The sequence below is a fragment of the Allofustis seminis DSM 15817 genome (assembly GCF_000374325.1).
Lineage (GTDB): Bacteria > Bacillota > Bacilli > Lactobacillales > Carnobacteriaceae_A > Allofustis > Allofustis seminis.
The window spans coordinates 1-19,699 of sequence record NZ_KB894079.1 but is presented as its reverse complement, the minus strand read 5'-3'; the positions used below and the strand labels follow the sequence as shown (position 1 = coordinate 19,699).

The window sequence follows — 19,699 nt, the reverse complement described above, 5'->3', positions numbered from 1 at the left end:
TTTATAAATAATTTTCCAAAATCATTGCAATGCCGTCTTGATTGTTGTCTGAAGTCACAATATCGGCAGTCGCTTTTACTTCATCAGTCGCATTCCCCATCGCAACCCCTACTCCCGCATATTGGAGCATTGTTATATCGTTGCCATTATCTCCAAAAGCAATAATATCATCTGGATGGAATCCAAGAGGTTTGAATGCTTTTTCTAAACTATTTGCTTTATCAATTCCTTGTGCTGTAAATTCAAAATAAAATGGAGCTGAAAAATTGGAAATCGTTTCATTTAAAAAAGGAGCTGCCATTTCTTGATAATTTTCTTTTAAATAGTCTGGATTTCCAGCAAGCAAAATTTTGTATACACCCTCGCTAGGTACTTTCTCCCCAATATGGTCAACTTCACATATTTTAAAATGTCCATTTCGAGCTTCATATGCGACAACACTTGGAAAATCAAAGACGGGAATTCCGATATCGGCATAGGCATCATTAACATACATATAGGCATCAACATCTAAAAATGGATGTATCTCAAACTGTTCTAGATGATCATAAATTTTGCGAGCCAGTGGTGCAGAAATTGTCTGACTAAAAAGTGTCTTTTGATTCTTAATATCATAGACTCTTCCTCCATTATAACCTGCTAAATATCCTCCAAAATGATCCAGTTGTAATTGATCTGCTAGAGCTTGCAATCCTTGAAATGGGCGACCCGAGCAAAGAACAATCTTTATTCCTTCTTGCTGACAAGCCATCAATATTTCATATGTTTTCGGAGTAATGCGGCGGTCATCATTAAGAAGCGTACCGTCTACATCCAATGAAATAAGCTTCAATGTCATCTCATTTCCTCCCTTTTTTGCTTACTTTGTTAAGCATAGCGATAAAAATACCAAAGTTCAATAAAAAAAGAGCTGATAGCAGCTCTTTAAATATATTGTAATTGTTGATCTTCTTGATAAGCTGCGGTGATCGTTCCGCCTCCAAGGCATTCATTTTCGTCATATAAAACAATCGATTGTCCAGGAGTTACAGCTCTTGCTGGTTCATCGAAATAGACTTCAGCTTCCGTTTGGCCATCATTTAAAATAACTGTCACATTCACTGGCTTTTGTCGGTAGCGAAATTGTGCTTGGGCTTTAAATGTGGTTCCTTTTTTTATGTCATGAGTAAATGATATTTTTTCAGCCGTTAGTTTAGTCGCATATAAATGTTCATTATGATACCCTTGCCCCACATATAAAATATTTTGTGATAAATCTTTGCCAACAACAAACCATGGATCATTTGAATTTTGGGTACCTCCAATACCCAATCCACGCCGCTGACCAATTGTATAATACATCAATCCATCATGGTGACCCATTTCTTTTCCATCAAATGTCATCATTTTCCCTGGTTGAGCAGGGAGATAATTCATTAAAAACTCTTTGAAGTCGCGCTCGCCAATAAAACAAATTCCAGTCGAGTCTTTTTTATTGGCCGTTTGCAAATGTGCATCTTGAGCAATTTTTCTCACTTCACTCTTACTCATGGCACCTAAAGGGAACATTGCTTTTTGCAGTTGATCTTGGGAAAGTTGATTCAAAAAATAAGTCTGATCTTTATTTGCATCCACTCCCCTCAACAAATGCACGACATTATTATTGTCACGTACCACTTGTGCATAATGACCCGTCGCTACGTAGTCTGCTCCAAGTGTTAGTGCATAATTTAAGAATGCTTTGAATTTTATTTCTTTGTTGCACATAACATCGGGATTCGGTGTGCGCCCTTGGCGATGCTCTTCTAGAAAATATTCAAATACTTTATCCCAATATTCTTTTTCGAAATTCACAGAATAATATGGAATTCCAATCTGCTCAGCAACTGCGGCGACATCTTCATAATCTTGAGTAGCAGTACAAAAGCCACTCTCATCCGTATCGTCCCAGTTTTTCATAAAAATTCCTACCACATCATAACCTTGTTCTTTAAGCAATAGTGCCGTAACTGAAGAATCTACACCACCACTCATTCCCACAACGATGCGCGTTTTTTTATTTTGTTCCATTTTTTCACCATCTTTTCGTTCATTTTAAATCTAGCCGAATTGAAGGTTCGTTAGATACTAGCTATTCATTATAGAAGTTCATTTATATGTTTGCAAATTATTTTTCATCAATAAAAAAGACCTTTGCAGGTCTTTTTTAACTAGTTCATTTCCTGAATAATTTCCGCTTCTATGAACTCTTTTAAAATAAATTCCAACAGCTCACGTGCATCTTCCATATGTTCATTTTTATAAATATTTATCTTTTTGGCACTATTTACACTTGCAACGATAGAAAGGCGCACACGATCAAAATTTTTGCTAATTGTCATTTTTAAAACGGGTGCTTTAGAATCAGTTATAACTGTTGAAAGTGGCCGTTCATATTGAAAATTACCATTTTTTGTTTCCATAAATCCATGATCTCTTAAACTATAACGTTTTATGTTGGAATGCAGTTGGAATTTTTTTGAGCTTCCTAAAATACTAAATGTTGCCGTTTGACTCATTGTCAGACCCCTCTCACACTATTTCTTTCAAAACTTTCACAAAATCTTTGATATCTTTCTCTGTTGTAAATGCACCCATGCTCACTCTTATCGAGTGCATCAGACGATCTGATTGATCCCCATACATAGATTGTAACACATGACTGGGTTTAATGCTTCCCGCTGTACATGCAGATCCAGCAGACACCGCAATTTGTTTTAAATCTAGCTGAATTAAAAGTTGTTCCGCCAATTTATTGGGGAAATAAAGGTTAATAATATGTGGCACTTGCTGCGATAAATTGCCATTAATTTGAAAATTAATCGCTTGATGATTCAATTCATAGATTAATTGCTCTCTTAAATTCACTGCATGCTGATTGAACTGGGCGCGATTAGCCTTCATATGGCAGACTGCTTGTTCAAAACCTACAATGGCTGGTAAATTTTCTGTTCCAGCACGCTGTTTTCTTTCTTGATTGCCCCCTAGCATAAATGAAGGGATTGCGATATTTTTTCGTTTATAAAGAAATCCTACCCCTTTTGGACCATATATTTTATGTGCCGAAGCAGATAATAAATCAATTTTAGCTTTTTTTACGTCAATTTTAAGAGGACCGAAAGCCTGCACCGCGTCAGTATGGAATAAAATATCACGTTCGGATAAAAAGGCGCCAATTTTTTCGATCGGAAAAATGGTTCCTACTTCATTATTTACACTCATAATCGATACGAGAATGGTATCTTGACGCACTGCTTCTTTAAAGTGCTCAAAATCTAATTCCCCAGTTATACCAACAGGTAAATAAGTTACTTCAAACCCTTCAGCTTCCAGCCTTTTTAGTGGTTTGAGCACCGCTTCATGCTCGACTGCTGTTGTTATAATATGGCGGCCGCGATCGCTTCTAGCATGTGCCCCCATTAAAATAGCAGTATTATCACTTTCAGTGCCACCACTTGTGAAAATAATTTCTTCGGGCAATGCATTGATATATTCTGCTACCGTTTTTCGTGCATGTTCCAATAATTTTTTGCTATTACGCCCATATTGATGGATACTGGAGGCATTTCCATAATGATTTCTCATTGTATCAGTCATTTTTTCAATGACTGAGATATCCATCGGGGTAGTGGCAGCATAATCTAAATAAATTGATGCAGTCATATTAATCATTCTTTCCAAATACTAATTCATAAGGTTGCCAATATTTCGCTTGCATCGCTTCTGGAAAAAGCATTTCTAAAATGTTGCGCGTCAAGCGATGCCCTTTTCCTTTTGTCACAAAAGCATGCATATTCATTGCAGGATTGAAATTTGCCTCTAAACAAACATAGCCTGGTTTTTCTTTAGTACTTTTTATTTTAAAATCTGGAATAATTAAGTCAATACCTGTCACACTCACATCAATTGCTTGTGCAATATTTTCTGCAACTTTTTTATATGAGGGATCCATTTGATCCGTCATATCAATTGAATCGCCGCCCGTTGAAATATTTGAATTTTCCCGTAAAAATATTCTTTTACCTTTTGGTGGCACTGAGTGAAAATCCAGTCCTTGTTCATGAAGCATCAATCTTTCAATTTTTCCTTTTTCGAGTCGTCCCATCGGTGTTTGATGGTTTATTCCACGTAACGGATCTTCATTTTTTATATCAATCAATTCTTCAATGGTAGAATGTCCATCCCCAGTTACATTCGCAGGGACACGCAGTAGAACCGCTTTCGTTTCCCCATTTAATACGAAAAATCGATATTCTGTACCTGGAATATATTCTTCCACTAAAAATGAGTCATCGAAATCCAAAGCGATCTTTACTGCTTCTTCATAGGCTTTTTTCGTTGGTGGACTTTTAAAAACTGAAATTCCCCATCCATAATTTGTCGATTTTGGTTTGACAACTACTGCCATATTTTTAAAGCCATCGTATGCTTCCATCGCTTCTGCTAATCCGTTAAATTCTTTCCCATATGGCACGCGAAATCCAGCGTGTGCTAATACTTTTTTGGTCACTGTCTTATTTTCCATAATAAAATGAGAAATTGTGGAATCTTTAGAGGTCATATTACCTTTTCTTACATATTCCGCATGCCCTTGATGATTTAATTTGATAAATTGATCGGATGCATCAAGGACTTCTAACTCTAATCCTAATTGTAGGCTGTCAAAGATTAGAAGTTGTGTCGATAACTCAAAATGTTCAAAGCCACGTAAGCGATAAGGTTTTTCTGTTGCGCTCGCATTGTATTTCATGCCTAATGAGTGGCCAAGTGCTTGATAGCTTGTTTTTTTAATGTCTGAAACGATCCGAGCAGCAATTGTTTCTTCTGGATGATGCAAAACTTCATATGCTGCATTCCAAGCATTTTTATAGACATCTGGCAAATTCAGTACCTCAAGTACTTCATGCATAAGGTCTAGCAATTGTCTGCCTTCTTCAATATAATGACTTTGTGCAAAAGGATCTTCTTTTGCCGTTTCCATCTGCATCATTTCGCCTAATTTAATTTCTTTTTGATCTGCCGTCTTATCCATCCAAACCATCGCTAGGAAGAAAAGATGAATAAATGCTAATTGTTCTTTTGTTATCCCCACTTCAGCATATGGATTAATATCAAATGAGCGAAATTCTACATATTGAATGCCACTTTCAGCGAGTGCTTGCAGAGAGCGTCCACCACGAAGTCGTGCATTCCCATAAAATTCTCGCTCTTCAAAAAGTTCTCCAGCTTCTACTGCAGCTAAAATATCTTGTATATATGCTTTAATACTATCATAGCGAACGACTAATTGATGATCATTATGATAGCCATATTCTCCATTACGAATACTGCGAGAATAATTTTTTGGAATAGGAAGCGGTCCATTAGCCGACTCATAAAAATCATCTAGCGCATATGGGGCAGCACCATATAAATAAAGAAGCAACCATTCATAACGTAAAAAATTTTGTGCAAGTTTTAAATAAATTGCATCTTTTAATTGTTGCTTTGAATCATAAATTGCTTGGACTTCAAATAACTTTTCAAACCACTCTTCCCCAAATGAAAAATTATAATGAATACCACTGATCAACTGTAATTTGCGACCATATTTCTGTGCTAAATATTCACGATATTTTATATCCGCTTCATTTTCAACACGAATAATTGGAATATCATTTGCCGAAGGTAATCGATTGGGCATGCTAAATGGCCAAATATATTCATTTTCTGCCATCGATTGATTAAGGACATCATGAAGTGCTAATAAAGCATGATAGACTTCTTCCACACTTGATAATGCTGGTGTAATAATTTCTGGCTGACTTTCACTGAAGTCCGTCTGAATGTATGGATGATATTGACGACTGCCTAAAGTATGCGGATGATCTGTTAATGCTAGATAGTCGGTATCTTTTTCAGTACGTAAACCTTCTTTTTCTATTCCGAAATTTCCTTGGTGCATTTCATATGTTAGCGAATGTTCTGTCACCAATTGGCGTATATCTAAATTCATGTCTAGACACCTACTTTTTATATTTTCATTCATATTTTAACATAAGAATAGAAATTCCCTAAAAATTCCGTTTCTTTCGTCGATTTCCTTAATAAACACTCCCAATGAATTTCATGTCGATTTTAGCTATAATAAATAAAAAAGAAGGAGTTATTATGAATCAGCCATTAGCTTATCGAATGCGTCCGACTTCCATTGATGATGTGGTCGGTCAAGAACATTTAATCGGTCATGGAAAAATTATTTGGCGAATGGTTGAAGCCAAGCGCTTATCATCCATGGTTTTATATGGCCCTCCAGGAATTGGCAAGACAAGCATTGCAAGTGCAATTGCTGGATCTACACAATATGCTTTTCGCTCTTTAAATGCTGCTGTTCACACTAAAAAGGATTTACAAATTGTTGCAGAAGAAGCCAAAATGAGCGGCAGTGTTATTCTGCTTTTAGATGAGATCCATCGTCTTGACCAGCCCAAACAAGATTTTTTGTTGCCACATTTAGAAAGCGGTCAAATTATTTTAATTGGTGCAACTACAGAGAATCCTTATCTCTCAATTCATCCTGCTATTAGAAGCCGTTGCCAAATTTTTGAACTTATGCCACTCACATCCCAAGCCATCGAAAAAGCACTGAATCGCGCTTTAAAGGATAAAATAAATGGACTCGGCCAATATTCCATCAACATAGATAAAGAAGCCATGTTACATTTTACACGCGCGACAAATGGCGATGTTCGTAGTGCATTAAATGCATTGGAACTTGCAGTCATGTCCACCGAAAAAAATGAAGAAGGTACCATTCATATCACCTTAAACATTGCGGAGGAGTGCTTACAACGCCAAAGCCTAACCCACGATAAGGGAGGCGATGCCCACTATGACACCATTTCCGCACTTCAAAAATCAATTCGCGGAAGTGATGTTGATGCAGCCCTTCATTATTTAGGACGATTAATCGTTGCAGGCGATTTGAAAATTATTGCCAGACGTCTAATGGTCACAGCCTATGAAGATATTGGCCTTGCAAATCCCGCAGGTGCTGCGCGTGCTACAGCTGCGATCCAAGCCGCTGAACGCTTAGGATTTCCAGAAGCAAGAATTCCACTAGCAAATGCTGTTATTGAATTATGTTTATCCGAAAAATCAAATACCGCTTATCGTGCCATTGACCAAGCCATCGCGGATATAAAAAAAGGAGGATATGGTGACATTCCTTCCCATTTAAAAGATGCACATTATGCGGGCGCAAAAAAATTAAAGCGCGGTCTCGATTATCAATATCCACACAATTTTGAAAAAGCATGGGTCAAACAACAATACTTACCCGATCCGCTCATCGGGAAAAAATATTATCAACCAAAGCTAAATAGTAAGTTTGAAACAGCGCTGGCTCAACAATTAAACAAATTCCGACCACAAGATCCCCTCTAAAATTTTGACACCGCTTTTAATATCTGATATTATTTTATTAGAAAATATCTGAGGTGTACGCGATGCATATTACTGCGTTGACCGATCGAATAATTTAATAACGGGATTCTAAAGTGCTATTGGCTGACAAGCCTTTTCATTTGGAAGTCAAAAAATAGTGCAGTGAAGCCCACCTGCTTATAGCGGGTTCAACCTTACCATGCAAACAAACGGCATCTCGGATTTTACATACTTTGGACCACTTTGCTGTTTGTAAAGTGGTCTTATTTTGTGCAAGTGATGCCGGTCATGTTTATTAAGGAGAATACAAATGTTACGAGAAGAATATAAAAATATACTAGTCGCCGTAGATGGATCAAAGGCTTCGCGTGTTGCTTTTCAAAAAGCGGCCCTGTTAACCGTTCAAAATCGCGGAACACTTTTTATTGCTCACGTCATTGATGAGCGTTCCTTTACACATACGGACCCTTCCTATGCCCACTACGACAATCAAATTTCGATGCCAAAAAGCGCACAAGAAGATCCACTGCAAGCCGTAAAAATTACTTTAAATGAATATAAAAAGTTGGCCGAGAAATATGGAATCTATGATTGCCAAATCTTAATAGAATATGGTAACCCTGAAAAAGTTATCGCAAAAAAATTACCAAAAGAATATGGCATTGATTTAATTATTATGGGAGCTACTGGATTGAGTGCAGTCGAGCGATTATTTATCGGCTCTGTCTCTGAAAGCGTCATCCGACATGCCATTTGCGATGTACTAATCGTACGTAAATCATCATCAAATCTTAAACACTCAGCAGAAGAAGGAAAAGACACAAAATAAAAAAAGGTTTCTCATGATGAGAAACCTTTTTTATTTTCACAAATCATTAAACATTAATAACTAAATTCATCATTCAAAAGATTTAATAAAATTGAAATTTTCTTACACTTTATCAGATATAAGTAATTATTTTAAAAGATTTTGTTCTAATAAGTTGCCTAAACTACCCCCTGGATGAAATGTATGAAATTCCTCAGCAGTAAAGTTGCGACATTTACTAACAGTACATGCCACAGCATCTCCAATAGCTAAGCAAATGATTGCGCTTGTTGTAGGTGCTAAATTCAAATGATCGGCCTCTTGATCATATTGATATACTAATGCAAGTTCTGATAACTTCGCGAGTGTTGATTGTGAATTAGATGTCATACTCACTAAACAAGCTCCAATTTTTTGAATAGATGGCATTAAAGCTAACACTTCAGATGTTTCCCCACTATTTGAAATTGCGATAACTATATCCCCTTTTTCGATCATTCCCAGATCCCCATGAAGTCCTTCAGTGCTATGCATATAAAAACATGGCGTACCAATAGAAGAAAAAGTTGCCGAAATTTTCTTAGCAATTAAACCCGACTTTCCCACGCCAGTAATGATAAGTTTCCCTTTCATATTTAAGATCATTTCGACTAATTGTCCATAAGTACCATTAATATTTTTTTCTAAATTTTGTAAACCATTGATTTCTATACTAATAACTTTTCTTATTTCCTCGTTGTAACTCATCTCGATCATCCTTCTGTGTTTTTATGGATAATTGATTTAATCATTTTAGCATGTTGGTAAATATCTTCGCCCGATCCTTCAGACAATAAACTCCCGAAAGCAACAAGATCCACCCCAGCCGATAGCCAATGTTCTAAATTATCTAAATTAATCCCACCACTAGCCATCAGCAACAACTTAGGAAAGGGTGTTTTAAAAACCGGCACTAGCTTCGCGCCATAAAAATTAGAGATTGGAAATGCTTTTATAAAAGAGGCACCATATGTTAAAGCTTCAACAGCTTCTGAAAGTGACGTACAACCAGGCCCATAAGGAATTTGATACCGATTGCAAACTAAAGCTACTTTTTCATTATAATTTGGAGCTATAATAAAATCTGCTCCATTTTTAGTCGCATCGAAAGCTGCTTGCTCATCTAATACAGTGCCTGCTCCGCAAATAATATTATTTTTATATTTTGATTTTAAATAATTAATACTTTGACCTGCATCCAAATTGGTATAACTAATCTCCAAAACGGGTAATTCAGCACGTATTAAGGCATCAGCCACCTCATCTGCTCTCTTTATAGAATCTACTCTTAAAATAGCAAGTGCTTTATACGATAGCATTTTGTCAAAAATTTCATGCTTTTTCATATCTTTTCCCTTTCTATAAATTATAATATCTCAGCATTTTAATGATACGATCATCATATTTTCCTGCGATGTCTTCCACAGGATGGCGAGCAGGTCCTAATTTAGAGATATTTGCTAATTCAATCGCTCTTTTTAAAATAGATGGCACAGTATTCAAATGATTAACTGTTCTTATTTCTTCTATCATCTGCTGTAATCCTTCTGCTCTGCCAAAATCTTCTTTTTCCAGTGCATCCCATAAGCTAACAATCGTTTGAGGAATAACATTGCTTAATCCTGAAATTGCTCCGACGGCTCCATGTTGATACGAAAAAGATATGTTTCCATCACTTCCGCACCAGTATGACTTTTGATTTTCATGACAAATTTTTGTGAAATCTACAATAACATCTCTATTGCCACTACTATCTTTAATACCTATTATATTGTTGTGTTTCAAGCATTCATCTAAGACTTCATTACTAATTGAATAACCTACATTCTTTGGAATATTATACATAATGATCGGTATTTCAAGTTGATCAGCAATATCAATATAATAACTAATAATCTCATCGTCCGTCGGTCTTATAAAATATGGTGGCAGTATAGATACAGCAGCGGCCCCTAATGCTTGAACCTTTTTAGATAATTTTAAGACCTCATTACGCTGACAAGAAGAAGTCCCTACAATAATTGGAACTCTTCCATCAACATAATTTAATATATGTTTTACGAATTGTAATTTTTCATGATCGTTCATTGTAAAAAATTCGCCATTGCTGCCGAGCGCAAAAAGCGTACGCACACCATTGTCTAACAAATAATCTATCAGTGGCTCCATTGCATCTAAATTTAAGGTTCTCTCTGTATCACGATGAAATGAGCTCAATATAGGTGTAATAATTCCTGAAAACATCAATGACCCTCCTTGTTTATGATGAAACGATAAATATCGCTAATATCTTCAGTGTCATCAAGCGTGCTCATAAATTCTTCATTATTAATTAAATCAAGCAATTCCCCCATAGCATTTAGATGAGAATTATTGTTAGTAGCTGCCAGCATAAAAATTTTGCTTACTTTTTCTTCTCCAAAAGTAACGGGCTTAGCTAATGTACAAATTACTAAAGCATCTTTATGTACTCCATGAAAAGGCTGTGCATGAGGGAAAGCAACGCCTAGTGCAATAACAAAATAATTAGGATGCGATCTCTGGCGTTTTATCATTGCTTCAATATATTCTCTATCAATTACACAATCATCTAAAAGAACCTGACCAATTTTTTTAATTGCATCCTCATCATGACTAGCTTCAAGTTTAAGCAAAATATAATGTGGATATACCATCTCTTCTAGTTTTAATTGGCCAGGAAAGTCAAATACAAGTTTACCTTCAATTTTATGAGTAAAATATTGTGTCAATTCATAAGTTAATTTATCTGTCAAAGCATCATCTATATGATTCTTTTTAAGAATGGATTGTACATTGTCTTCTTTTTTATAAATTTCATGATTAATTAATGCGGAATAAACTTGTCGATATAAAAACCGCTTTTCAGATACACTCATTACTGGAGAAACTTTAACAACAGGCTTATCGCTATCAATCATTTCTTCAACAATATTAGTCGTAAAAATAATATCAAAATCACCACTTATTTGTGATAAGTCATATGCTGAAATTGGTGGATAAAACTCAAATTCGCTAAACATTGTTCTTAATTCATTATATAAAATCACCGAACTCCCAATTCCATTCAAACAAACAATTAATGCACGAATTTTCTTTAAATCCTTAATTTGGTTATCTTGTAAAAATACTGTCGAAAAATGTAATGCCATAAGCGATAACTCATCTAATGAAACATGATATTGTTTTAAAGGTTGTATAGATTTAAATATTTCCCTAACAATCATAATCAACCCTTCATATCTATTAACAATTTTCATAGTTAATGGATTATCGATTGGAATATCGTTAGTGATTCTATAAAATGCTGGTCTAAAATGAGAGTATATATGCTCAATAAGGCTAGTGGAATCAACAATTGCTGTACCGCTTAATCGTTCAAAATTAGCAACAATTTCGCATACTAATTCATAAATCATTTCACGATCCGCTGTTTCTTCATTTATATCGCCTATCGAAACGCCTAAAATCCAATAGACTAAATATTCAATATCTTCTTCCCCAAAAATATTTTCCAAATGATAATAAGAGATCAATTGCTTAATAAAATAATATTCTTTTAAATCATGAGTTAAATTGATATGTTCAGATTGTTTTTGAATTAATTTATGAGTGGAACTGGATAATCGTTTAGATTCAAATAAAAAAATATATATAAATTCTTTTAAGCGTGTTTCAACAAAATTAATATTTTGTTTTTTGGCTAAATTATTAAACACTTTCTTTACGAGATTGAAATTCATAAAATCAAAGTCATTTAAAATCATTGGCAATACTTGAGAAGTGTTATCATGAGTTACCATATTAGCAACCATTTTAACCATCATTTTTTGTTTTTTATGTTCAGAACCTTTTAGATAGTATCCTAAGGAACGATTATAATGAATGTCTACCCCTTCTTTTTTTAATAATTCAGAGAGATCATTCATATCATTCATCAAAGTTGTTTTACTAACTGATAGTTGTTGCGTAATATGCTGAACAGATAAATATTCACTATTTATATACATCCAAATAAAAATATACTGTTGTCGCTCTATACGATTTAAATAATATTCAGATTGATTTAAATCACTAAACGTATATTCCAATAAAAATTCTTTCACTACAGGATCAGCAATGATCATTTGATTTTGAATATAAATTGGTGGTAAGTGATAGTCAATAAGCAGCTGATTTATTTTTTCAATTCTATAATCGATTTGACGACGAGAAGCTTGGGTCATTCTTTCTACATCTTTAACTTGTAAAATATGTTGGACAGAAAGAATTCGAATTAATTCGAGTACTTCTTTATCCACTACAACTTACCCTCCTTCTATAAAATATCAGAGAGAATCCTAGGATTCTCTCTAACAACTCTTTACTGGAATAACTGCAAAATTTTATCGAGTAAAGAACCAATGACGTTATAGTCAATATTAGGGAATGAAGCTTCTGCAATTCCTAAATGGGCGAACGCCGGATATAGCGCTAAAGGAAGTACAACTAAAAATATTCCTATAATAAAGCTACCTAAAGCTGCACCTTTCCATCCACCATAAGCATGACCAAAAACTCCTGCCGTTCCACCAGAGAAGAAACAAATACCAGCAGCAGGAATTAATATAACAGGTGACTTAAACATCACCATTAATGCCATTCCTAAAAATCCTCCCAATAGCGATCCTACAAAACCAATTAAAACAGCATGTGGTGCATATGGGAAGATCGCTGGACAGTCAACTGCTGGTTTTGAATCTGGAATATATTTTTCGGATATTGCAACAAATGCCATTGTAATTTCAGCAATAAATTGTCTTACTCCATAAATTAAAACTGACATACCTGCTGCAAATTGTAGCCCTTGAAGAAGTGGCCATATAAACCAAATATCATTTCCAGACATCTCGGCAACCAGATCACTTTGTCCATTTACCATAGCTGCGATTACTGCAATATAGAATAAAACCACCATAAAGACAGCAACTGAAAAAACAAAATCTCTAAATAATTTTAAGAAGCCAGGCAAATTAATATCTTTTTCTTGATCATGTGAATCATTAGTCGCTTTCCCAACAAGTTTTCCAATATAACCAGATAATGTATAGCCGATTAAATTAAAATGACCCATCGCAATATCATTTGATCCAGTTATTTTATTCATAAAAGGCTGTGCTAAAGTTGGAAGAGCCGCTCCACAAAAACCTAACATAATACCGCCAAATAAAATAGTTGCCCAAGTTGGAAATCCATGAGAAATAAATACAAGAGCCAAAACACATGCGAAATATAAAAAATGTTGACCAGTCAGAAAAATAGCTTTAAATCTAGTAAATTTAGCAAAAGTTAAATTAAAGACAAACCCCAAAACAAAAAGTAGGGCAACTTCAGTTCCGAATTTATTTAGCGCTAACGCGGTCGCTACTTCTACTTGAGTCGTTACACCCGAAATTCCAAAACCAGCATTAAATAATGCCGAAAAATTTGAAACTACAGATGACATCGCACTTGATCCAATGTTAAATATCATAAATCCAGCAATTGTTTTTACCGTACCACTGATCACTTCGTCAGATTTCTTTCCTTGTAAAACTAATCCGATAAAAGAAATTAATCCTACAATTAACGCCGTGTTGCGTACTTGTCCTAATATTGCATCTATCATAATAATCCCCCTATCCTATTTATCTTTTTCATTTTTAAACTTTAAAAAGTCCTCTAATTTTCTCTCAATTTCTTCTTTATCAATAATATTTTTTATGCCAATTACATAATCCACTTTATCGCTTAGCTCATTTGCCAAATCTTCCATAGTAATTAATAAGTCTCCATTAAATCCAATAAGCGAATCTAAGTTTCCATGTTCTGTAAAAATATCTAAATTATTTTCTTTTATCACTTGGTCAACTTTAACTTTTAGTAACACACTTGACCCCATTCCAGCACGACATGCAACTAAAGCTTTATACATTTTCTAACGCTTCCTTTCTTTTTGAATCTATATATGTAATTATTTCGTCAGGATTTTTAGCATCTTCAAGCTTCTCAAAAAACTTTTTGTCATCTAATAAAATAGATAAAAAAGAAAGAGCTTTTAAATGATCTTCTCCTTTAACAGCGGCCAATATAAAAACATATTTCACTGGATCATTGGCCTTATTCCCAAAATATACCGGAGTTTTCAATCTTGAAATAGCAATAGAGTTTTGTCTTACCCAAGATTCAGCTTGTGCATGAGGAATTGCTACATTTGGCATCAATACGAAATAAGGGCCTGCCTCTTTATAGTTCATTAACATTTCATTTATATATTCCAATTCAATTCTTCCAGCCACCACCAAAGGTTCACTTGCCATTTCGATTGCTTCTCGAGGGGTTTTTACATCTAAATTTAATGTAATAAACTCTTTATTAATCCACGTTTCTATCATAAACACCTCCAACACTTTACTTTAATTAAAGTGTAGGTGACCCATTTTTTAAATACAATAACAATTGAAGCCATCTTTTGTATGTGCTTTCAACAATTATTTTACATTTTAAATAAATGATAATAATGTCTTAATTGTTGCGCTAAATGAACGTAAGAATTATATGTCTTATGAATATTTGATTAACTAAAAACCCCGACAAAACCATTAGTGATTTTGTCGGGACTTTTTTGATTTATTATTTAAATTTCTAATTTTCAATCAAATAATATTTATTATTAATCTCTTTTTGATAGAAAAAACATAATAAAAAAAGGTTTCTCATCATGAGAAACCTTTTTTATTTTGCTAATGGTATTCTTATTCTGAAAATGGTGCCATAATCCACGACACTGTCTACTTGAATTGTTCCGCCATATCCTTCGATAAGTTGTTTTGCAATAGGCAGTCCTAGACCGGTTCCGCCGCTTGCTCGGCTTCTTGCCTTGTCCACTCGATAAAATCGATTAAAGATATTTAATAAATCTTTCTCCCCAATACCAATCCCAAAGTCTTGAATTACTAAGGTTGCATAATGTATTTCAGTAGATAAAGAAATATGAATCTCCAATCGATCTTTTGAATATTTCACAGCATTTTCAAGTAAAATGATTAATATTTGCTCAAAATGTCCTTGAGAAATTTGACCAATGACAGGTTCCTTTGCATCGATGTCCAGTGTAAATAAAAAATCTGGATAAAGCATTTCAAAATTGGCATGTGTTTGTCTTACGACTTCAATCAATGATGTTGTATCATTTGTAAATCGTCCCATCATCTGCTCTGCACGTGAGAGGCTCAACATTTCCTGGACCATGCTCTTAATCCGATGAATCTCTTGCAAACTCACTGTAATACTTTCTTCCAAAATATTCGGGTCTTCTTTTCCCCAGCGGTTAAGCATATTTAGGTATCCTTCAACAACAGAAATAGGCGTCCGTAACTCATGTGAGACATCTTCTACAAATTGCTGCTGATTTTCAATATTACGCTGCATTAAATCAACCATATCATTATATGTCATGGCTAATTTTTCGATTTCATTTGCTTGTTTTCCTTCATACAATCGAATATCAGATTCTGGATTTCGTTGAATTTCTTTCATGGCTGAGATTAAGCGATTAATTGGTCGCATAAAACTATTAGATAGCAACAACCCTGCACCAAAACTCACAAGCAATACAATCGTGCTAAGAATAAGGGCCAAAAGATGGATGTGCGTAATCATTTCTTCATAACGATCTAGCGTATTCACAACTTGAACATAGCCTATCAACTCTTTTTCATCAAAGATTGAATAGACGGGCATCAGATCATTAAAGGCGGTCAATTTTCGATTTTCATACACTTCGCGCACTTCATCTGTTCGATAACGGTCCACTGCATATTGGTGAGGTTGCGTCGAAAAAATTTCTTGCATTTCAACATTATAAATACTTACAATATATCCTTGACGATACATAGAGATATTTTTCAATGGATAGGAAAGTCCCTTGTCCATATGATTATTCTCTGTGGCTTTTTCTTCAGACCCCAACTCGGGAGTAGCATTTATATATTTTTGGATATTTTGAGTATCTAATTGACGGCCTTCTTGCTTTAAATTATTTACAATTTGTACTTGTAACTCAACCAGCTCTTCTTTTTCATTATGCAATGTCCATTTTTTGAAATTATAAATTAATAATAATGTAAAAAATAAATACATAAGAAAAAACGCCCCACCGGAAATCAACCCCCAAGTGAGGCGTATGGAATGATTGGTTTTTAATTCGCGAATTTTTTCTTTTAATATTTTCATGCTCTCATCACATATCCTGTGCCACGTACTGTCTGGATATAGCTAGGCTCATCTGATTTGTCTAATTTATTTCTTAAGTAGCGCACATAAACATCCACGACATTCGTTTCGATTTTAGAATCATGACCCCAGACATCTTCTAAAAGTTTGTCGCGAGTCATTACAACATTAATATTTTCCATCAACTTAATTAAAAGTTCATATTCACGTTTGGTTAGATCCACAATCTCATCGCCACGGCGAACCATTTGATTATCGATTTCAACTGTAAGATCGCGATAGGTAAGGATATTTTTCAAGTCCGTTGTTTCTTTTTTCTCAATATCAATACGACGCATCAGTGCACGAACCCGCGCAAGTAACTCTTCAATTGCAAAAGGCTTGACAATATAATCGTCCGCACCATGATCGAAACCAGAAACTCGATCAATTATAGAATCTCTTGCAGTCATCATAATAATAGGCACATTACTTTGTTGGCGCACACGTCTAGCCACTTCTAAACCATTAAGTTCAGGCAGCATTAAATCCAACAAAATTAAATCCCAAGACGCATTAGGTGCCGTTGCCTTCTCTAGACCATCGCGCCCATTATAGCTTACCTCCGTCTGAAATCCTTCATGTCGTAATTCCAATTCAACAAAGCGCGCTAAATTTTTTTCGTCCTCAATAATTAAAATATTCATGTAAGGCCTCCCTCACAGCTTTCTCATTTTTCGTATCACTTTTATATTATCATAGCTTTTCATAAAATGAAAAGAAAATTAAAAGAGCTCAAAATAATTTGAGCTCTTTTTTGATTAGGACCATTTTTCTTCGCCAGTATGACCATACCAATCGTAATGGAATATTCCTTCCTCATCCACTCGCTCATATGTATGCGCACCAAAATAATCCCGTTGTGCTTGGATGATATTGGCTGGCAATGTTTCACTGCGATAAGAGTCATAATAATTAATGCTAGATGAGAAAGCCGGCGTTGGAATACCTGCACCAATTGCCTGAATGACCACTTTTCGCACTGAATTTTGATATTTTCTTACAATATCTTTAAAATAATCATCCAATAACAAATTAGCAAGTTGCGGATTATTCGTATAAGCATCTGTAATATTTTGTAAAAAGCGTGCTCGTATAATACAGCCCGCACGCCAAATTTGTGCAATTTCGCCGAAATTCAGCGCCCAATGATACTCGCAAGAAGCCATCTTAAGCTGTGAAAATCCTTGTGCATAGCTTATAATCTTGCTTAAATAAAGTGCACGTCTTAAATCTTCAATGAATTCTTCTTTATTTCCAGAAAAATCTACCGTTTCAGGATGTGGTAATCGATGGCTTGCTTTTATGCGTTCATCTTTTAAAGCAGAAATAAAGCGTGAAAAAACGGCTTCAGTAATTAAAGGCAGCGGTGTTCCCAAATCAAGTGCGCTTTGAGAGGTCCATTTGCCAGTTCCCTTATTTCCTGCACGATCCAAAATAATTTCTACCAACGACTGCTTAGTTTTAGGATCTTGAACACGCAGGATGGCTGCCGTAATTTCAATGAGATAGCTCGCTAATTCACCTTGATTCCACTCTTCAAAAATATCCGCAATTTCATCATTTGAAAGTCCAACAAAAACGCGAAGTAAATGATATGCTTCAGCAATTAATTGCATATCGCCATATTCAATACCATTATGTACCATCTTAACATAGTGCCCCGCACCATCAAGACCAATATATGCAACACATGGTGCACCATCTGTTGGCGCTTTGGCAGAAATCTGTTCTAAGATAGGCGCAACTAAGTTATAAGCTTCTTTTTGTCCTCCGGGCATGATTGACGGACCATAAAGTGCCCCTTCTTCGCCACCAGAAATTCCTGTTCCTATAAAATTAATCCCTGATGCTTCAAGTAACTGGCTACGTCTTACAGTATCTTTATAAAAAGTGTTGCCCCCATCAATCAAAACATCCCCTTCATCAAGAAAAGGTAATACTTGATCGATCACTGCATCTGTGCCTGCTCCCGCTTGAACCATCAAAAAAACAAGTCGCGGCTTTTCTAAAGAGCGAACAAAATCTTCGATCGAATATTGTGCATGTAAATTTTTCTCAGGATGTTCTTGAATGACTGCATCAGTCTTACTTGCTGTACGATTGTAGATCGAAACAGAATAACCTCTACTTTCAATATTTAACGCAAGGTTTTTGCCCATGACGGCCATACCAATTACACCAATTTGTTGCTTACTCAAGGTGATCTCTCCTTTTTTCAAAGCTGATATACGCAAATATCATACCAAAAATTTATGAAAAGCTAAAGGTATGACCATTAATTCATGAACGACATTCTTGACTTTTGTTCTACAACTCGATAAAATCCAATTGATAAGAAGCGAGGGATAGATATGAAAAAGAAACAATCAATTTTTGCTAAAGTAGTTATCTTTTTATTAGTGATTTCACTTTTAGCACCAATACTTTTACGATTAATATAAAAAGGTCATCAAAGCATAAGAAAACGAAGCCACTAAATCTCCTATCAAGAGTTATAGAGGCTTCGTTTTTTAATATTTATTGTTCTTCTTTACGATGTGCTACACCATATAAACCAATTCCAGAAAATAGATAGGCAACAGCTGCACCTAGACCAACGGCTGCACCTGCTTTAGGCAATTTGTTTTTGTCTTCTTTTTCTTTGCCTTCTTTAGTGTCGCCCTTTTGGTTTTCTCCGTTGCTATTTTCTTCAACTTTGCCTTCATCTTTTTCTTCTGCTGGCACAAGAGGTGTCATCGGCTCACTATGAAGTCGGAATGTAACACCAGAAACATAGTTTTCATTAATAGTTACTGTTTTTTCTTCTTTGACTTGACCGCCAAGCATTAATTTAAAGGTATAATCTTTGCCAACAAGTAGATTGTGAACATATCCTAGTCCACGTTCATCTGTTGTAATTGTTCCAACATGAGTGCCGTCGGCATCATAAACTTCTACAGTCTGACCTTTTAGTCCGGTACCATCTTGGTCAATAACTGTTGCAGTGGCAGATTGTAGTTTAACAATTGGTGCCATTGGATCACTATGAAGTCGGAATGTAACACCAGAGATGTAGTTTTCATTAATGGTTACTGTTTGTTCTTCTTTGACTCGACC

At 35.2% G+C, this 19,699-nt stretch carries 18 protein-coding genes and 1 other RNA gene; 3 read left to right on the top strand and 16 right to left on the bottom strand.

The annotated features are described in order from the left end of the window. Window position 1 precedes the first annotated feature (1 nt). From C231_RS0100090 to gshAB, 5 genes are all read right to left on the bottom strand, one after another. Complete coding sequence (locus tag C231_RS0100090; protein ID WP_018658615.1) at window positions 2-838, bottom strand: Cof-type HAD-IIB family hydrolase; 837 nt, start codon at window positions 836-838, stop codon at window positions 2-4. An 86-nt stretch (window positions 839-924) separates the two neighbouring features. Then, complete coding sequence (gene mnmA / locus C231_RS0100085) at window positions 925-2,049, bottom strand: tRNA 2-thiouridine(34) synthase MnmA (RefSeq protein WP_018658614.1); 1,125 nt, start codon at window positions 2,047-2,049, stop codon at window positions 925-927. A 140-nt stretch (window positions 2,050-2,189) separates the two neighbouring features. Continuing rightward, window positions 2,190-2,537, bottom strand: coding sequence for a hypothetical protein (locus C231_RS0100080; protein WP_018658613.1), 348 nt, complete (start codon window positions 2,535-2,537; stop codon window positions 2,190-2,192). A gap of 13 nt (window positions 2,538-2,550) precedes the next feature. Beyond that, window positions 2,551-3,690, bottom strand: coding sequence for a cysteine desulfurase family protein (locus C231_RS0100075; protein WP_018658612.1), 1,140 nt, complete (start codon window positions 3,688-3,690; stop codon window positions 2,551-2,553). Next, window positions 3,683-6,013 (bottom strand): bifunctional glutamate--cysteine ligase GshA/glutathione synthetase GshB, encoded by a 2,331-nt coding sequence (gene gshAB, locus C231_RS07440; RefSeq protein WP_018658611.1) that lies wholly within the window; start codon window positions 6,011-6,013, stop codon window positions 3,683-3,685. The genes C231_RS0100075 and gshAB overlap by 8 nt, the downstream gene beginning before the upstream one ends. Before the next feature lie 155 nt (window positions 6,014-6,168). Between gshAB and C231_RS0100065 the strand changes: the two genes are divergently transcribed. The 3 genes from C231_RS0100065 (at window position 6,169) to C231_RS0100060 (ending at window position 8,272) form a co-directional block, all read left to right on the top strand. Beyond that, the gene (locus C231_RS0100065) at window positions 6,169-7,443 is read left to right on the top strand and encodes a replication-associated recombination protein A (protein WP_018658610.1); all 1,275 of its coding nucleotides are present in this window, start codon (window positions 6,169-6,171) and stop codon (window positions 7,441-7,443) included. Between the two features lie 42 nt (window positions 7,444-7,485). Then, a non-coding RNA gene (ssrS, locus tag C231_RS08365) (6S RNA) lies at window positions 7,486-7,671 on the top strand. A gap of 82 nt (window positions 7,672-7,753) precedes the next feature. Next, complete coding sequence (locus C231_RS0100060; RefSeq protein ID WP_018658609.1) at window positions 7,754-8,272, top strand: universal stress protein; 519 nt, start codon at window positions 7,754-7,756, stop codon at window positions 8,270-8,272. A gap of 126 nt (window positions 8,273-8,398) precedes the next feature. Here the strand turns inward: C231_RS0100060 and C231_RS0100055 are convergent, their stop codons facing one another. The 11 genes from C231_RS0100055 to C231_RS08635 form a co-directional block, all read right to left on the bottom strand. Next, window positions 8,399-8,998 carry a KpsF/GutQ family sugar-phosphate isomerase gene (locus C231_RS0100055; protein ID WP_018658608.1) on the bottom strand — a complete coding sequence of 200 codons (600 nt, stop codon included), beginning with the start codon at window positions 8,996-8,998 and terminating at the stop codon, window positions 8,399-8,401. A 5-nt stretch (window positions 8,999-9,003) separates the two neighbouring features. Then, the gene (locus C231_RS0100050) at window positions 9,004-9,636 is read right to left on the bottom strand and encodes a beta/alpha barrel domain-containing protein (protein ID WP_018658607.1); all 633 of its coding nucleotides are present in this window, start codon (window positions 9,634-9,636) and stop codon (window positions 9,004-9,006) included. Between the two features lie 13 nt (window positions 9,637-9,649). After that, window positions 9,650-10,534 (bottom strand): dihydrodipicolinate synthase family protein, encoded by an 885-nt coding sequence (locus tag C231_RS0100045; protein WP_018658606.1) that lies wholly within the window; start codon window positions 10,532-10,534, stop codon window positions 9,650-9,652. Further along, complete coding sequence (locus C231_RS0100040; protein WP_018658605.1) at window positions 10,534-12,609, bottom strand: BglG family transcription antiterminator; 2,076 nt, start codon at window positions 12,607-12,609, stop codon at window positions 10,534-10,536. The genes C231_RS0100045 and C231_RS0100040 overlap by 1 nt, the downstream gene beginning before the upstream one ends. Window positions 12,610-12,671: 62 nt before the next feature. Next, window positions 12,672-13,955 carry a PTS ascorbate transporter subunit IIC gene (locus C231_RS0100035; RefSeq protein WP_018658604.1) on the bottom strand — a complete coding sequence of 428 codons (1,284 nt, stop codon included), beginning with the start codon at window positions 13,953-13,955 and terminating at the stop codon, window positions 12,672-12,674. Between the two features lie 15 nt (window positions 13,956-13,970). Beyond that, on the bottom strand, window positions 13,971-14,261 hold the full coding sequence (locus C231_RS0100030; RefSeq protein ID WP_018658603.1) for a PTS sugar transporter subunit IIB: 291 nt from the start codon (window positions 14,259-14,261) through the stop codon (window positions 13,971-13,973). Further along, complete coding sequence (locus tag C231_RS0100025) at window positions 14,254-14,721, bottom strand: PTS sugar transporter subunit IIA (RefSeq protein WP_018658602.1); 468 nt, start codon at window positions 14,719-14,721, stop codon at window positions 14,254-14,256. The genes C231_RS0100030 and C231_RS0100025 overlap by 8 nt, the downstream gene beginning before the upstream one ends. A gap of 340 nt (window positions 14,722-15,061) precedes the next feature. Further along, window positions 15,062-16,468 carry a HAMP domain-containing sensor histidine kinase gene (locus C231_RS0100020; RefSeq protein WP_169333929.1) on the bottom strand — a complete coding sequence of 469 codons (1,407 nt, stop codon included), beginning with the start codon at window positions 16,466-16,468 and terminating at the stop codon, window positions 15,062-15,064. An 89-nt stretch (window positions 16,469-16,557) separates the two neighbouring features. Then, window positions 16,558-17,247 carry a response regulator transcription factor gene (locus C231_RS0100015; RefSeq protein ID WP_018658600.1) on the bottom strand — a complete coding sequence of 230 codons (690 nt, stop codon included), beginning with the start codon at window positions 17,245-17,247 and terminating at the stop codon, window positions 16,558-16,560. Between the two features lie 114 nt (window positions 17,248-17,361). Further along, window positions 17,362-18,801, bottom strand: coding sequence for an NADP-dependent phosphogluconate dehydrogenase (gene gndA, locus C231_RS0100010; RefSeq protein WP_018658599.1), 1,440 nt, complete (start codon window positions 18,799-18,801; stop codon window positions 17,362-17,364). A 319-nt stretch (window positions 18,802-19,120) separates the two neighbouring features. Further along, the coding region (locus tag C231_RS08635) for a carboxypeptidase-like regulatory domain-containing protein (RefSeq protein ID WP_040407945.1) at window positions 19,121-19,699 on the bottom strand (579 nt) is incomplete at its 5' end.

Coding starts and splice junctions, on each gene's coding strand:
- C231_RS0100025 (WP_018658602.1), bottom strand. CDS start 14,721: ATGATAGAAACGTGGATTAATAAAGAGTTTATTACATTAAATTTAGAT.
- C231_RS0100045 (WP_018658606.1), bottom strand. CDS start 10,534: ATGTTTTCAGGAATTATTACACCTATATTGAGCTCATTTCATCGTGAT.
- C231_RS0100050 (WP_018658607.1), bottom strand. CDS start 9,636: ATGAAAAAGCATGAAATTTTTGACAAAATGCTATCGTATAAAGCACTT.
- C231_RS0100060 (WP_018658609.1), top strand. CDS start 7,754: ATGTTACGAGAAGAATATAAAAATATACTAGTCGCCGTAGATGGATCA.
- C231_RS0100035 (WP_018658604.1), bottom strand. CDS start 13,955: ATGATAGATGCAATATTAGGACAAGTACGCAACACGGCGTTAATTGTA.
- C231_RS0100090 (WP_018658615.1), bottom strand. CDS start 838: ATGACATTGAAGCTTATTTCATTGGATGTAGACGGTACGCTTCTTAAT.
- C231_RS0100030 (WP_018658603.1), bottom strand. CDS start 14,261: ATGTATAAAGCTTTAGTTGCATGTCGTGCTGGAATGGGGTCAAGTGTG.
- gshAB (WP_018658611.1), bottom strand. CDS start 6,013: ATGAATTTAGATATACGCCAATTGGTGACAGAACATTCGCTAACATAT.
- C231_RS0100080 (WP_018658613.1), bottom strand. CDS start 2,537: ATGAGTCAAACGGCAACATTTAGTATTTTAGGAAGCTCAAAAAAATTC.
- C231_RS0100075 (WP_018658612.1), bottom strand. CDS start 3,690: ATGATTAATATGACTGCATCAATTTATTTAGATTATGCTGCCACTACC.
- C231_RS0100015 (WP_018658600.1), bottom strand. CDS start 17,247: ATGAATATTTTAATTATTGAGGACGAAAAAAATTTAGCGCGCTTTGTT.
- mnmA (WP_018658614.1), bottom strand. CDS start 2,049: ATGGAACAAAATAAAAAAACGCGCATCGTTGTGGGAATGAGTGGTGGT.
- C231_RS0100065 (WP_018658610.1), top strand. CDS start 6,169: ATGAATCAGCCATTAGCTTATCGAATGCGTCCGACTTCCATTGATGAT.
- C231_RS0100020 (WP_169333929.1), bottom strand. CDS start 16,468: ATGTATTTATTTTTTACATTATTATTAATTTATAATTTCAAAAAATGG.
- C231_RS0100055 (WP_018658608.1), bottom strand. CDS start 8,998: ATGAGTTACAACGAGGAAATAAGAAAAGTTATTAGTATAGAAATCAAT.